Raw genomic sequence first — 15,074 nt, forward strand, 5'->3', positions numbered from 1 at the left:
TTTCACTCATCATTTAATACAGCGCATCATATAGCCGAAGAATGAACTCTTCTTCGAGGTAGAGTTCTGTATCTTTTGGGGTTACATTTTCTAATCGCAGCGTACATGGTTCACCAATTTTATAATGCTTTTCAATAAGGCTGAATTTCACTTTACGTGTACGTTCTGAATTATTGCCTTTTAAATTGAACACGAGCTCTACTGTATTTGAGATACGCTCATCCCCTTGATAAAACGCAGCACGTATTTTTCTTGATGTATATTCATCAGATACACTCTGTTCCTGATAGAAAGAAACAGGAACGCGGAAATCAGTAATGATTTTCTTATGCACTGCCACAGCTATATCAACAGTATCTGCACGTTCAATTCTTCGATAGTCTATTAGTGGTACGACTGCTTCTTGAGGCATGACTCCTCCATGAATGAATTGGAGCCCACCACCTGTTTTAAAGCGATTCAATCTTTTTGCAAGTACCACTTCAACCCCCTGGAGAGCACTTTGCTTTTCAGAGAGCTTGATTGCACCTTCAGGCACAGAAAGGTTATGTCCTATGGCGAACCGGCGGCTTCGCTCCAATACATCCCCTCTCACAGCCTCTATCTTGCCATGCTCCTGAATTTTATTGAATTGGAAAAGGAAACCGTGGTCTGCTGTAATAAAGATGCGCTTGGCTTGAAGACGGGACAACCGATCTACAGCCATGTTTAAATCATTAACTGCCTGATCTACTGCATTGTATGTTTCCCCTTCGGACTTTGCCGAGTCCCCCACTGCATCAATGTGATCATGGTAGAGATAGATGAGCCTTTTTCCTCTCAGCAAACGTTCGGCTTCACCAGAACGCATATCCAGTAATTTATTAAGGTGCATTACTTCAGTATCCGGCTCTACTTTTTGCAGTATTTTGCGCCTATTTTCTATGCCACTAGTCAGTTGGCCATCGACAAGTACACCTTTCGTTTCATCAAATGACAATTCATTGTGGGGAAGCAATGAAGCCATTCCCAGCTGAGTATATGTCGGAAAGCTGGCTGCCATTGGCTGGATATGAGACTTGCCATTCTCACGTTCAGCAAGTTTGTCATTCAGTTCATGAGCTGCCTCATATCGAAGTGCATCGGATATGATAACAAATACTCGGGTCTGCTCCCTTTTTAGTATTGGGCTGATCATTTTAGAGAAAAAGGCCCTTTGCTGCATTATTTTTGTCTTACGCCCTGCTTCTATTCTCTCATTCGCTAAACTCGCCAACTCATCCAAATAATCATTCTCATACCAGTTTGTTACACGCTCTGCTGTTTCTTGTAATCGGCTATTCGCTTCGAGACTTGTGTAATAATACATAAAGTGACGATATGATTGATCGATTCGATAAACATTTTCAGCATACTTACTGTATAAATCATCATCGTGTCTGATTTTCTTAATTTCATTTTTAAACCTTTCAAGCTTAATTACGTGATACAGGGTCTTATACGAGCAATTAATCTTAGGCTTCAATGCCCATGGCATTTCCAACCTTTTTTCTATTAAGGCTAAACGTTTTTCAGGGGATATTGTATTGTGTTCCAATTCATCCACACATTTTTCAATGATGAGAACATCTACTCTAGGAAAGGTCGCTACCTCTGCATATTGTTCAACATCATAATCATCCAATGTACCTTGTACATCGTATTCCTTCTCCCAGATCTCAATATAGTTTTCGATCATTTCAGCATGACGATTATTAAGCCATTCTTCTATGTACAATGCACAAATGTTAGGCGAAGTCGACTTCCATTGGTCGTCCCACTTTCCAACTACACCATGGAAATTTTGGTTGAAATGCTGGTAAATTAAAGTGTTGACCAACTGCCTCAAAGGCTCCTCTGAATCAGTTAGAGAGATACCAAAATATCTGCCAATCTTCTCCAGAGATTTATCCAATGCATAATTTTTTCCCAACTGTTTGATTAATTCATTTGTCTCTATATCCAACCCTTTCATTAAAATTTGAGTGGTAATGGTCTTGATATCATGCGCCGGAGACTTGGTGAGTACTGCCATCATACTGAGTTCAAAAGTACCTCTATCAGCTTTGGCTGGTAACACCTTGCTAAGCTTATTCTTTCTCTCCTTGCTCGCAAAAAATGTAGGATACTCTTTCATCAAAGGTCTTAATACAAAATCCTCCACGTTAAGGACCTCCGATAATAAAGCAGTTTCATCCGCTTTGAATTCAACACTATAGAAGAGCATGTCAAGCAGCATATTATCATTATCCCGTGGTCGTGGCTCATCAGAATATATCAGATAGGAAGTTTCAGGGTTTTGAATCTCAATTTCCACTTTAAGTTGAAAAAAGTTATTATCATTCAATTGCCTTACTTCTATACCTTTAAGCTGGCTATTTAATTCGTCTGCTTCGAGCTGTCCTTGAGCATCATACCAAAATACAATCGCCCGACCTTTCTGTCTATGCTCTTCATCTATCTTTTGTTGTAACTTCTCAATTACATTCATACTTCCACCTCATCATATAAAGAGAAAGAGGGAAGCCCCTCTTTCATCTATTTGATCTTAGCCAGCACATCATCGAACTTAGCATAGTTCACTTTAACCCCATCATCCAGATCAATATCAATCGGTTCATTCGCATAAACAGCCAACTTCTTATCAAACTCCTGAAGTTCTTCAATCTTTTTTTGATAAGATTCTTTAGATTTTTCAAGGTTTTTTCTATCTGAAGCAGAAATATCAGGGTTGGATAAACGTATCTCCAGCACCTCAATTTCATTTTGGTATTTCGATTGGATTTCCTGAAGGTGCTCAAAACGAATGGTCGCCATAGTATCCGGCTGGTAACGATGCATGTAGATCAAAGTCCTTAATCCCTTCTGCTTACCTGAGTCAACTAACCAATAGATAGGACGTTTCTGATAGGTTTTGCAGTGATCTTTGAAGAAATCATCCATGAAATAACGGCGTAAGCGTTCTTCCGACGATTCATTTTTTCTCATTGTTAAAGACTCTCCGAGCCAGTTTATGTTTTCATCAATTGTATCTCCACTAAAAGTTACTGCCAAAAACTCTTTTAAACGAACTATAATATCATTTTCAAAATACTTATTTTCAGTAATATGAATTAAACCACCTTTATTAGGGTTGAAAATACTGTATTTATTTTCATTAAATGCTCCACCAGCATATGCTAAACCTTCTGAATTTATAGAATAACGTCCAACTATACATCCTATGAAATAAGAAAGGAAATGCTTAGCATCCTTTTCTTGGTCTGCCCGACTAATAACAACTTCTTTTTCACTAATTTCAGGTAAGAGTTCATCTTCTAAATTATATAATTGTATAAACATTTTGTTTATTTTTTCTTCATTAATTTTATATCTATTTCTTAAAGAAAAGAGTTCTTCTTGCCAACTCTCGAAGGCATATTCAATAGAGTCGGTATTATACGTAACAAAAGGGTTTCTAATAAAATCCCATGAAGTTTCATAAAAATCCCAATCTTTTTTTGAGATACTTATCTGATCATTAACAATTTTTTCTATATTTTCATCATTAGCAATTAGAGGCAATGATTTTATGGTACCTGCTTCATAGTTAAGTGTAGGACTTAAATACTTTAAAAGGTGATTAGCTACTTTTGAATTTAGAAATCCTAGAAATTCTTCAGTACTTCTTGAACTGTTATTAAAAAGAGAAATTCCTGCTACATCAAACAAAGCACCTTGAGGTGAATATCTCACAGAAAATGAGCCTGAAGAAATTTTAGACCAAGAGATACCTTCTTTAAAATAATAATTTTTATTTCGTAAAAAGCACTTATCATAGTTCTTTATATTTTCTCCATTTTTATGCCAATCAATAACGTACTCTAAGTTTCCATACCATTTTCGATACGCCCCCCCTTTTATATAAGGAAACCATTTAGCATTAGATAAATAGGCTTCATTTTCATCTTGGGCATTGAATTTAGTTTTACTTATACTCACTTCATGCCAAAGTCTCAAAAATTTATTATTAGCGCCAGTAGTCATCCCATTACCACCGGATAAATAATCTTTTATTGTCTCATCTTCTTTAAATAGTTTTAATATTTTTTCGCTTGCCCAATAAGCAACTGGATTGTTAGGAAGTTTTTCAAATGAATCAGAATATTTATGGTATCTATAACAAATATTAGAATTTATAGCAGCTTCTTGTAATTTAAAAGGCTGTATATCCGCTCCTTTGTAATCAGCTAGTCTAATGTATTCTCCCAAAGTATATCTACTTTGGTTCTGTATGGTAAAGGTGCAAATAGGAACAGTAGCTTCTTCAAAAGCTGAGTATTCTAATTGAACTAAACTAGATATTGTAGTGTTTTTTAGCAGATAACTTCTCAAAGTTTTGTGTGAGGATATAAACATCCATGTGTAAGGAGTCATTAAAGAAGAATAACCGTTGAATTTCAACATCTTTGTTGCTCTCACAATGAAAGCAGAATATAGGTCCATTTTATAATCATTATAATTTTCTACTATGAATTTCTTAAGATCATTATTATACTTACTATGATATGGTGGATTAGTTATAACTATGTCATAATGTTCCCTTAACAAAGAAGCTTGCTTAGTAATATCTAGTAGCTTTTCACTTAACTCTTTCGAATAAGTATCTTCAAATAAATCTCTTGGGTTCTTTATCAATTTTGTTATACGCTTTTCCCATTCAAAATAAGGTTGGTCAATTGGAAATATTAAAGATCCATATTGTTTAGCATTTTTGAATTGACTCATTGTTTCCCTTACTTTTCTTTTTTGAGTATCGCATTTAGTAAAATAGTTAAGTGCTTCTTCAGATAAAGATTGATCTGCGTCAACAATTTCATATACATTAATCTTGATTGGCTCTTTTTTTCTATTCAGCCTTGCTAGTAATCTTGGCTGTTTTTCTACTGCTTTCATCAATAGGGCGAAATTAGCTATTTGTTGAGCACGTTTGTCTATATCCAGTCCATAAAGATTATTCGCAAGAATCAATTCAGGAATATTTCTTGATGGGTAGCCGGCTTCTTGATACATATCGTACAGTATATCAAACGCATACAGGAGAATATGACCAGACCCACATGCTGGGTCCATTATTTTCATTTCTTCCAATGAATCAAATTCTGGATAGAGATGATGGTTTTCTTCATGTTTTAAGTAATATTGCCAGTGTTTTGAAAGATTATTATTCTCGTACTTTTCATCATATAATTTACCCAGTGAATTCTGAACCATATATTGCACGATCCATTTAGGCGTGAATAATTGAGTAACTACTGGCAAGTCTTCTTTTCTCACTGATTTATTCTTTAACCCGCCTACTTCTTCTTTCTTTTCCGACATATAATACTGGTACAGCCAACCTAATATTTCTACATTATCCTTTTTAGAACCATTTTCTTCTATCTCATAAAAGTTTCTTTCCGACACTTCTTCTGTTATTTTCCTAATGATAGATTGCTGATCAAGTAAATAATCAGGTAACAATAATTCAGTATAATCTTCTATTTGCTCAAACAAAAATGGCATAATTTTATTCAAAGCATTGCACTGGGCAACAAATAACTTTCGATAAGCGAATTCAGTTTGCTCTTCTTTTAACAAACTTCGAATTTCATCTATTTCTATATCCAAATCCATTGTCTCATGATCAAAAATAATATCAGGTTCAGATTTTCCCATAGTGCTTGATAAAACATTAACACGTTCAGGCAAATGACCGTTCACTTCCATATAACGTATTGCTGTTATACGATTAAACCATGTATAGGAGACTTCTTCGATAAGTTGCTCGTAACCCACTTTTTTCAACTTACTTTCAATCGCCTTCAACGCATTTTTAAGGCTTGTAGGATAAGTACGACCATTTACAAGGAGTTCTCCATACTTTTCTTCAAATAGTAATGTTTGGTATTCCTTCGTAATCCCATATTGTTCTGCTTTTAAAGAGACTTTTTCAATTAGTTCTCTTCTTGCTTCAACTGCAAACTTTTTTAGTTCTGCTTTATTCATCATTACACCTCTATATGTATAAGAGCAGACGATCTGTCTGCTCCTTTTTATTCTTTGACAATATAATATTCATTAAGTTCATGTATTAAGCTTCTTTTAAGAGCATTTATCGCTTGATTAAGATCTTCTTCGGATTCAATTCGTGATACATGACTGAAGAATCTTTCATGCAGGTCTTTTCCTGTAAGTTGTTTCGCCTGTCTCTCTTTAACAACTTCTTTTTCCCTTAGCTCCTCAAGCATTTCTTGAGCCTGTTTCGAAGTTTGATTAACAAGATCTCTCAGTTGTCCATTAATCAATTGTGCTGCAGAGATTTGTTTCTCATGTTCAATTTCCTTATAATATCCATTGCCTTTAAGGATCTTGGATTGAATCATATTAGCAATACCTTCATATTTACTATAAGTTTGATGCAGCTCATCGAGTCGGTCCATTTCTTTCTTCGCTTCGTTTAAGACCACTTTTTTTAAGTTATTCGATTCTTCTTCAATGATATCCTTTAACTCTCGTGTCAGATGCGGCAATTTAACTAAGCTTTTAGAGGGTTCCTCCTCCATCAAAATTGCTTTGATTTGATACTTAATATCCTCAAGCTCTTCGCTCCTGATTACCCGAAAGTCATGCTCATGTTGCTGAAGTGTATTTGCTGCTTCGTCAAAATTTTGGATCGGTGTGCCTCGGTAAAAGTCAATTAACACTTCAAGATCTTCATACCATTCCTCCAGTTCATCCTCATACTGAATAAATTCTCGGCAGAATCTTTCTGCATCTTTGATAGATAACAATTGTTCTACATTATTTTCTATATTTATAACAGTACTTTCTCCAGGATACAAGAAGTCCCCAGTATGAGACCTTTGACGGCGCCTCTCATTAATACTATTAACTTGAGCAATGAAGTCTTCATTCAATTTTTCTTTAATTATTGTCTGATATTCTTCGTACGTGTCATAACTTTTCGTAATGGAAAAGAAATCTCTGATTATTATTGTAAGTTCTTTTTTAACCTGAGAATCCATTTCTACGATAGGTCGCACAACAATTCGATCCCGCTCACTCACTTTATCGAGCCGATCGTAAAATGTATCTAATGCTGGAGAGAATGAGTCGCCTGCATATGACATCCTCAACTTGCCAGTATTCATTAAGTACAACAAAATACCTATCATATCGCGCTCTTCCCACCCAAAAGGCTGCTCTTTATATTTATTAATGAGTTCTTTCAATGTTCTTTGATCATGAGAGCGTTCCAGCTCTTCGATAAAACGCTTTACTTCGTCTATAGCATTTTTATTAGGATGGTCGAATATATCAGAAACAGTGCCTTCTGCAATAGTTTCCCATTCTTTCTTATAACCATTGAAAGGAAGTTGATCGACGATGTAATCCAGTTTTGTATATGTACTGGACACGAGCATTTCCATCGCCTTATCCGCTCTATTTTCAAAGCTTCCATTGAAATCACGTTGCTGCCCCTGAATATAAAATTCAGCTGTGTCACAAGCTTTAGCCAAAAGTTCTACTGCCTTCTTTTTATACTCTTCTACTTCAGACAGTTTTGCTTCATATATCCGGCGCTGCTGTTGAGTGGATGATTTAGACTGTTTACGGCGTACATAACTATCCACCTGTTCAATGTGACCAAGTGACTTTTCTGCTTCAGCTACATAGTCTTTATCCAATAGTATAATTAATTGACCAGAATTGGCTTCCATTGCTGCTTCTGAATGTGTTTTATTCTCTGAATATATCTGCATTGTTAAGGAATGGTTCATGTGTCCTTTAGTGTAACCATCGAAACGCTTATTGAAATCAAATAACTTTGTAACAAACTGATTTCTATAAGTAAACTTAAGATGAGGATACATCCTATTAAAGAACATATCTCCAATCTTCTCTTTAACAGCTGAACGGTTATACTCAATTGAATTGATTTCTCTATTAATTTCCTGCTCTTCATCAGAAAGGAAAGAGTAGGATCCATCTGCATGCTGTTCAATTAACTTCGCTGTTAAGAGGCGATGAAGCGATGTTTTAATTTTAGTCTCCAACGGTTGTCGCTCATCGTAAATACGTTCCAGCATTAAAGTCGCAATATTAACAGGAGAGGCTTTTATTTCGTCAATTGCTTTGATCAAGTAGAGTACCTTTAAGACTTCGACATCATAGTTTTCCAGTCCTTCTCCACGCTGGGCTTTCTTTTCTGCCCTAGAAATTGTGGCAGTGATGGAAGACTCCAAATAATCTTGGATAGAAGGATAAAATTCCGCCATAGTTACCATGTTATCTTCATCTTCACTGGCGTTCAGCTGCCCTGCTTCCTGGAATGCCTTCAATAGTGAACGTTCTCCACGGGAAGTATGTTGTCCTCCCTCACCTAAGTTTCGTATCTTTGTGAAGATCAATTGAAGCAACTCAATCTGATAAGGGACAAATGGATAAAATGAAACAAACTCATCTACATTGCGATACCCTGATTGAAGTTGTGTGGTATTTGGATCGAAAGCAAGACGATTATGAATCAGTTTTCCCTCTTGGTCGTACATTGTTTTTATCGTCTGTTCTCCTACGCTTGTTTTCTCAAGAAGACGTTTTTTAATGACTTCATCTGTATTCGCGCTGGAGAGATTTATTTTGGTTTCAAAACGACCTTGGATTTTAGAAAAGTCTTTCGTGCTGTCGAGATCCTGGACTGTCGATTCTAACTTTTCCTGAGAGGTCACAATAACCCAGGCCTGCCCTTTACATAGATCGCCCAACTTCTCTGTGATTGTTTGGAGATTAAGCATCAAGCTCGTGTTATTTCCAATGTACTGACCCACTTCATCAGCGAGAAATACTAAGCGATAGTCTGAGCCTTGTTTTCGACAATGATCTGCTACACGCTGGGCAACCTGTTCAGCATCCACACTGAACATTTCTCTATTGATGTTAAAAAAAGTTTTGGCAGTTTCATTATCGTATCCTATTGTTTCCAGTGCTTTGATGACCTTTTTCCGTTTAAGCACTACCTTCAAACGAAGGCTTTCCCAAGTTTCGCCTGTAATCTCTAAAATAGTCTGCTTAAAAAGATCATAATTTCCTTCTTCGTCCAATTGCCTTTCCATCTCGGCTATCCAAAGTGTTTCAGAATATCCCAAGTGTGTATTAAAAACTTTAAGGAATACTTCAATGATCCGTTCTTTCTCAGAACTTTGAGTGGACGCTTTGGAATCTATATTAAAAAGTATTGTGTCTGTATTTTTGGAAGAAACGGTATCCATCATTACAAGAAGTGTCTCATTATCTGTCTTATGTTGAAAAATATCTGCTGGTGTCTTGCCAGAGACACTCTGGTTATGTAGGAGGTACGATAAGATTTTTAAGAAGTGGGATTTACCTGAACCGAAGAAGCCGGAAATCCATACACCCACTTTAGTTGAAGGTTGGGCATATACACTCAAATAGTTTTGATAAAAACGTTCCAAATACCTCTCACTCTCTTCAGTGAGTACATACTCATCCAGTTCGTTTTCTACTGTACTTGCATCGACTTGTTCTGCCTGCACCACATTGTTAATGGGCCGGAATATATCTTTTTTGAACAAATCTTTAATTTCCATCATCTACTCCTCCTTATGAAATACGTGACAGCTGATAGTCATCCTCATAGTCAAGGACACCAAACAACTTTAGTCTCAACCCTGTGAACTCCCCTGGATAGAAGAGGACAATTGGCTTCTTATACCCTTTGCTGGAAATTGCTTTCAATAGTTGGCTTGACCTTAAGAATGGATGGGCGGCTCCTACACCCGTTATAAACACGAGTTCACTATTGGCTGTCCATTCCTCAAACTGCTGTACCATTGTGTTACTTTCATTAAATATAGGTCCAAATACATCTCGCAGGCCATAACTTCCTTCCTCTTCTGCTATCTCAAAGAGTTCCTCCAGTTCCTCCTCTTCAAAAAATGAAAGCAGGAATTCAAAGAGATTTACTTCTTTAATATTAATTTTTGTCTTCTTCAACATATTCTTCAAATATTCTCTTACCTGGAGTTCATCTTGCGGCGGATAATCCAATACAAAATGAGGAATATCGCTTCCAATGCCTTTAGGTGTTGTAAAGCTATCTTCAACAATTCGCTTCTCCATTTGTCTTAGCCGATCATATGTCGATTTCATTCATTGTTCCCCCTTTCTAGTGTTGTAAAAGAATATAGGAGGGGCATATGCTCTTTAGCATATGCTTTTAAGTCATTACTTATATATATAGGGTGAATAGCAAACTCTTTATCATTCATTTTCTCAAGGATTTTTGCTTCTCTAAAAAAAAGCGTCATCGCACTAATTAATCTTTTAATTGTAACGGTGCGCCATGTGTCTACTCTTTCACTTATGCTTGCTTTAGCTTCAAAAAAATAAAAGAAATCATTAGTGTATAAAACTTCATTGGTTTCATATTTATATAAAAGTACTTCATAATAAAACTCGAGAGGTAACTGATACACTTTGAGAAATGAGTATAGTGTCAGAGCCTTCTTATCATCATCACTTGCTGCGATAAAATGCTTCTTTATTTTATCATCAAACATTTCCGCTCTTTTATAAACCATATTGAAACGATTCTTAACACTAACAGGGCTCCTAAGTTGGAAAAGATTACTTTCTGTAACTGTATCCAATGCTTCTTTTCGTGTTTTGCCTTCCAACATCAGTTCAGTTACTACGCCTATCTCTTGCTCTGCCCATTTCTCTTTAGTAAAACTTGCTGAATACGCCATTAATGTTCTTCTCCTGACTTATTAGCTTACATATGATGTATTGATAATCTGCTAAACTACTTCAAGACGCTGCCTACACAGCTGTCTAAGTATTGTTGTGTACGTACAATTCTTTATAAACTGCGAAGTATTAGCTGTATATGGTCTCTCAATCAACTCGACCAAGCTTTTCTCTTCAATCTCATCAGTCCAGTACTGATTATTCACATATTTAATAGACTCTGCCAAGTCACGTTGCGCTTTGTGAAACAGCTTAACCTTCACTTTTCCACCTCTACTTTTCTCATACCTTATTTTCATTTTATAGATTTTTTTTAAATCTTCAATAGTAAGCTGGGTGGCAGTGTTCATACGGATGCGATGATAAAACACATCGTACACAATGTGGAGTGGTTTCATACTGGAGACAAGAATATAAGAGAATACGAAATTAAACTGAAGTATCCCCCCCAAGGCACTAAGATGACTCGTTTTTTTACTGGACTCCAATTGAGTATCACCGAACTCCTATTGAAAATCGAAGTATCCGAACTAGCGAATGGATGGTTTTTTACCGAAAAATAATCATTTATTTAGGATTGTACACCTAGATTATATACACATAATATTATATTTAAATACAGTAAATTAAACTTTGTCGGCACCCCCAACAATTGGTCAATTCCCCAGACATGGACTTGTTCATTAGTGAAGTAATCTTCATCTGTTCCGGGTTCAACCAGCTTTGGTGTCACTTCTATCAATGACGCTTCGTAATCCCCCACCGACAGAATGGATGACACCTTCGAAAGCAGATCAACATCCAGCTTTGAAACTCCACTTTGTAATGCTCTGCTGACTTCTCTTGGTGAAACACCCTGGTTTGCACCATCCAACCGTTCAAAGAAAAATTCACATGTACCACATATGTTCCCTATAAGAAATGCTTTTTCCCCTTCTATCGTGAGATATCTATCCCATTCAGCCCAATGGCCGCTGCCTGCTGTTTCAAATCCCAGTATCGAAGCCGAATCTTTTATTGACCAGCTTTTCGTATCTATTAATCTATTCAAAAAAGCACCACCAATCTAAATTTCTCTTTCACAGCAATCTTCCACCATACTTCTTACAAATTTCTTATAAGTCATCCAGACTGCCAATTAAAATCTTCTCCTGACCTGTCAGTCCCGGACCATAATAGAGGAACTTACCTGAATTCGTCATTATTGGTCTCACTTTTGATTCCTAAGAGTTGTTTTTCATAATAGCAAGATTTTTCTCTCGGTACTCGAAATTGTTTATTCCATCAAAATTATTATATCAATATTTCCACTCCCTGGACCAGTTGCCATGTCAAAACGCATGACTATATGATATCCATTGAAAAAGAGGCTGCAGAAGCAGCCTCTTTTAATAGAACTATTGTAAATAACACGTATCTTTTGAATGAAAGCAGACATTTTAATCTCTTTATGATCTATTCCAGATCTTTGAGATAAGGGAAGCTGCTCGGGTACTGATAATAACCGTCGAGATCCGAATTGATGCCTGTCAGTAATGTCGTATGGAACACCGGTATCAGCGGTTGTTCATCGATGATTATCTGCTGTGCATCATGGTACATCTGAAGCCGTGTCTCTTCATCCATACCATACTCCCACAGAGTTTATCCATTAAAACTCCCGGGCTTACAGATCTTATGGTTTATAAGATGGCAAAATAATTCCTTAAATTCATCAGTTATTGTTATCATTGTGATAATGAAACTATAATAATAAGAGGTGTACATATGCCAGACTTAAACAACCAGATTGTGCTTGTCACAGGCGCGAACCGTGGTCAGGGCAAAGCGATTGCTGAACATCTCGCATCATCCGGCGCCATGGTCGGCATTGGCGCCCGTGATTACGATGATGCAGCAGAAACGTCCGATATCATAGGTGAAGATCATGCTTTTCCTGTCCAATTGGATGTGACCAAAGAAAGTGACTGGAAGTCAGCTGTGGATAAAATCATCAATCAGTTTGGACGCATTGATGTATTGGTGAATAATGCCGGTGTTTTTAAGAGAAAATCATTCAGCGAGACGTCGCTCGAGGATTACCAGCAATTGATCAATGTGAATCAGTTAGGTGTATTTATGGGAATGCAGGCCGTCATCCCCCACATGGAAAAACAGCGGAAAGGTTCCATCATCAACAATGTTTCCATTTCATCATTCGCACCGATCAGCAGATCGTCTGCGTATGCCGCGACCAAATCAGCCGTCGTTGCCATGTCCAAAGCTGCTGCGGTTGAATTGGGCCAGCATGGTATCCGTGTAAATATGGTGCATCCGGGTGCAATCGATACAGGTATGATGCCCGACAATGAAGACACTCTTTCTTACTACGATTCCGTGCCGCTCGGCCGTATCGGCAAGCCGGTGGACATTGCCAAAGCGGTGGCATTTCTCGCTTCTGATGACAGTGATTACTGTACAGGTGCAGAAATTGTCGTGGACGGCGGGATGACGCTCGGCACTGATGATGAATGAAAAATTCCTTACAGAGTATGAAGAGAGACAAAAAGTGCCTGCACAGCATAAAAGCTGATGCAGGCACTTTTCTTTTAAGATATCATATTTTGGTTAAAAACACTCTAAATTCTCCCCTTAAAATAGTTCATCATGCGAACCGGTCCGAGTTAAAACCAATTCCACTAACTGCTCAGCTCGGTTGACTCTATACATCAATAACAAATCACCCTGTATATGGCATTCTCTGAAACCTTTCCAGTTTCCCTTTAATGCATGATCTCGATATTTTTGCATCAAAGTTTCTGTGTTTTGATCTACAATCAGCTCGACTACATTTTCAAACTCCCTAAGAGGATAGTGTTTCTTTTTTAACCGTTTTAAATCACGCCTGCATTGGGGGTCACTCTAATCTTCATTGATGTTGTCCATAAGTTCTTTTACAGAGCTGTAGGTTTCACCTTCCTCATTTAAAATCTCATGTCTGGCTTTTAAACTCTCGAGTGGCTCACCAATCACAAATGGTACTCTGCCTTCCCGGACGCTTTGTGTTAAAAACAACTTAATTGCTGTAGACATATCAATCCCCATTTCATTAAACAACTCATTAGCATCTTCTTTGAGCTGGTCATCAATCCTTAAATTCAATCTGCCCATCGCCATCACCCCATTTTTTATATTCTCATTATACCATTAAAAACTCTTTTCGTACATACAACGGGTGTACAAAAAAGTTTTTTACAGAATCACTATTCAAGAAAATACAACTCATTGTGAATCGGCAATAAGAAGGTGGAACATCCTATATTTGTTTTCCATAAAAAATACCTGCACAGCTTATATCAGCTGGTACAGGCACTTTTCATCCTTTAACCATTTAATTTTTCCAGATAGTCCTTGATTTTCTTCTTGAATTCATCAGACGCTTCAGGCAGTGGTGATCTGCTCGGACCGCCCGGCAGTCCAAGTCCTTCCAGACCTGCTTTTACAGTGCCGGGGATGACTTCTTCTTCAACCAGGTTGTAAAGCGGCTGCAGTTTTTTATTGAGCTCGGTCGCTTCTTTGATATTATTGTCATTGACAATCAAATCATATAATTTAACGACTTTGTCCGGGGCCAGGTTGTGCACTACTCCGATGGCGCCCACTCCGCCGAGGGCCAGTGTCGGAACGATGAGGTCTTCAAAGCCGGTAAGCACGTTGAAGTCCGGATTATCTTCAGTCAGTTGAAGTAATTTCGAAGTATGGACACCGTCCGTCGTGTTTTTGATGCCTGTCACATTTTCAATCCTGCCGATCCGGTCGATGAGTTCAGGTTCGAGCATCACACCGGTCGCATCCGGATAGTTGTATACGATAATGCTGATGTCTGTACTTTCTGCGACCTTTTTGTAGTAGTTGTATATATCTTCATCACGTACGACCATATAATACGGATTGATGACAAGAGCACTTTTAACACCGACTTCAGCGGCATATTGTGTCAGCTCGATGGTGTCTTCTTCCCTGTGACACCCTGTTCCCGCCATAACAGGAACACGGCCGTCAGTTTTGTCTGTGACAAATTTAATGACTTCTTTTCTCTCTTCCATAGTCATCAATGAATATTCACCGTTGCTTCCTCCGACCAATACGCCGTGAACACCATTTTCTATGACGTGGTTGATCACTTTTTCCAAACCATCATAATCTATCACACCGCCTTCTTTCATCGGTGTTGGTAATGCCGGAATCATACCATAAGGTTTATACATGTTCATTCTCCTTAA

The 15,074-nt window shown here is 37.5% G+C and carries 10 protein-coding genes and 1 pseudogene; 1 reads left to right on the forward strand and 10 read right to left on the reverse strand.

All coding sequences use genetic code 11. The annotated features are described in order from the left end of the window. Positions 1 to 13: 13 nt before the first annotated feature. The 7 genes from pglZ to BLR15_RS13940 all read right to left on the reverse strand — a co-directional run bounded on the left by pglZ (position 14) and on the right by BLR15_RS13940 (position 12,438). The gene (gene pglZ, locus BLR15_RS01730; protein ID WP_092984058.1) at positions 14 to 2,509 is read right to left on the reverse strand and encodes a BREX-1 system phosphatase PglZ type A; all 2,496 of its coding nucleotides are present in this window, start codon (positions 2,507 to 2,509) and stop codon (positions 14 to 16) included. 47 nt (positions 2,510 to 2,556) lie between these two features. Then, positions 2,557 to 6,048 (reverse strand): BREX-1 system adenine-specific DNA-methyltransferase PglX, encoded by a 3,492-nt coding sequence (pglX, locus tag BLR15_RS01735; protein WP_092984060.1) that lies wholly within the window; start codon positions 6,046 to 6,048, stop codon positions 2,557 to 2,559. A gap of 47 nt (positions 6,049 to 6,095) precedes the next feature. Further along, positions 6,096 to 9,650, reverse strand: coding sequence for a BREX system P-loop protein BrxC (gene brxC, locus BLR15_RS01740; protein WP_092984062.1), 3,555 nt, complete (start codon positions 9,648 to 9,650; stop codon positions 6,096 to 6,098). A 13-nt stretch (positions 9,651 to 9,663) separates the two neighbouring features. After that, a complete protein-coding gene (locus BLR15_RS01745) occupies positions 9,664 to 10,212 on the reverse strand; it encodes a BREX protein BrxB domain-containing protein (protein ID WP_092984064.1) in 549 nt (182 codons plus the stop codon). Further along, positions 10,209 to 10,811, reverse strand: coding sequence for a DUF1819 family protein (locus BLR15_RS01750; protein WP_092984066.1), 603 nt, complete (start codon positions 10,809 to 10,811; stop codon positions 10,209 to 10,211). The genes BLR15_RS01745 and BLR15_RS01750 overlap by 4 nt, the downstream gene beginning before the upstream one ends. Before the next feature lie 572 nt (positions 10,812 to 11,383). Continuing rightward, the gene (locus BLR15_RS01760) at positions 11,384 to 11,863 is read right to left on the reverse strand and encodes a hypothetical protein (RefSeq protein ID WP_092984070.1); all 480 of its coding nucleotides are present in this window, start codon (positions 11,861 to 11,863) and stop codon (positions 11,384 to 11,386) included. A gap of 404 nt (positions 11,864 to 12,267) precedes the next feature. Then, positions 12,268 to 12,438: a hypothetical protein gene (locus BLR15_RS13940; protein ID WP_176754020.1), complete on the reverse strand. Its 171-nt coding sequence runs from the start codon at positions 12,436 to 12,438 to the stop codon at positions 12,268 to 12,270. Positions 12,439 to 12,579: 141 nt separating this feature from the next. On the opposite strand from BLR15_RS13940, the gene BLR15_RS01765 reads away from it, so the two are divergent. Further along, a complete protein-coding gene (locus tag BLR15_RS01765; protein ID WP_092984072.1) occupies positions 12,580 to 13,326 on the forward strand; it encodes an SDR family NAD(P)-dependent oxidoreductase in 747 nt (248 codons plus the stop codon). Positions 13,327 to 13,443: 117 nt separating this feature from the next. On the opposite strand, the pseudogene BLR15_RS14465 reads toward BLR15_RS01765, so the two are convergent. The 3 genes and pseudogenes from BLR15_RS14465 to dapA form a co-directional block, all read right to left on the reverse strand. Then, positions 13,444 to 13,698, reverse strand: a pseudogene (locus BLR15_RS14465) (type II toxin-antitoxin system YafQ family toxin); the annotation flags it as partial. Positions 13,699 to 13,713: 15 nt separating this feature from the next. Further along, the gene (locus BLR15_RS01775) at positions 13,714 to 13,962 is read right to left on the reverse strand and encodes a type II toxin-antitoxin system RelB/DinJ family antitoxin (protein ID WP_092984074.1); all 249 of its coding nucleotides are present in this window, start codon (positions 13,960 to 13,962) and stop codon (positions 13,714 to 13,716) included. A gap of 212 nt (positions 13,963 to 14,174) precedes the next feature. Then, positions 14,175 to 15,059 carry a 4-hydroxy-tetrahydrodipicolinate synthase gene (dapA, locus tag BLR15_RS01780; RefSeq protein ID WP_092984076.1) on the reverse strand — a complete coding sequence of 295 codons (885 nt, stop codon included), beginning with the start codon at positions 15,057 to 15,059 and terminating at the stop codon, positions 14,175 to 14,177. Between the last annotated feature and the right edge of the window lie 15 nt (positions 15,060 to 15,074).

Source organism: Lacicoccus qingdaonensis (assembly GCF_900101075.1).
Taxonomy (GTDB): Bacteria; Bacillota; Bacilli; order Staphylococcales; family Salinicoccaceae; genus Lacicoccus; species Lacicoccus qingdaonensis.

Bases quoted from the DNA above. Each gene is read 5' to 3' on its own strand.
- pglX (WP_092984060.1), bottom strand. From the start codon at position 6,048: ATGAATAAAGCAGAACTAAAAAAGTTTGCAGTTGAAGCAAGAAGAGAA.
- BLR15_RS01775 (WP_092984074.1), bottom strand. From the start codon at position 13,962: ATGGGCAGATTGAATTTAAGGATTGATGACCAGCTCAAAGAAGATGCT.
- brxC (WP_092984062.1), bottom strand. From the start codon at position 9,650: ATGGAAATTAAAGATTTGTTCAAAAAAGATATATTCCGGCCCATTAAC.
- pglZ (WP_092984058.1), bottom strand. From the start codon at position 2,509: ATGAATGTAATTGAGAAGTTACAACAAAAGATAGATGAAGAGCATAGA.
- dapA (WP_092984076.1), bottom strand. From the start codon at position 15,059: ATGTATAAACCTTATGGTATGATTCCGGCATTACCAACACCGATGAAA.
- BLR15_RS01765 (WP_092984072.1), top strand. From the start codon at position 12,580: ATGCCAGACTTAAACAACCAGATTGTGCTTGTCACAGGCGCGAACCGT.
- BLR15_RS01745 (WP_092984064.1), bottom strand. From the start codon at position 10,212: ATGAAATCGACATATGATCGGCTAAGACAAATGGAGAAGCGAATTGTT.
- BLR15_RS13940 (WP_176754020.1), bottom strand. From the start codon at position 12,438: ATGGATGAAGAGACACGGCTTCAGATGTACCATGATGCACAGCAGATA.
- BLR15_RS01750 (WP_092984066.1), bottom strand. From the start codon at position 10,811: ATGGCGTATTCAGCAAGTTTTACTAAAGAGAAATGGGCAGAGCAAGAG.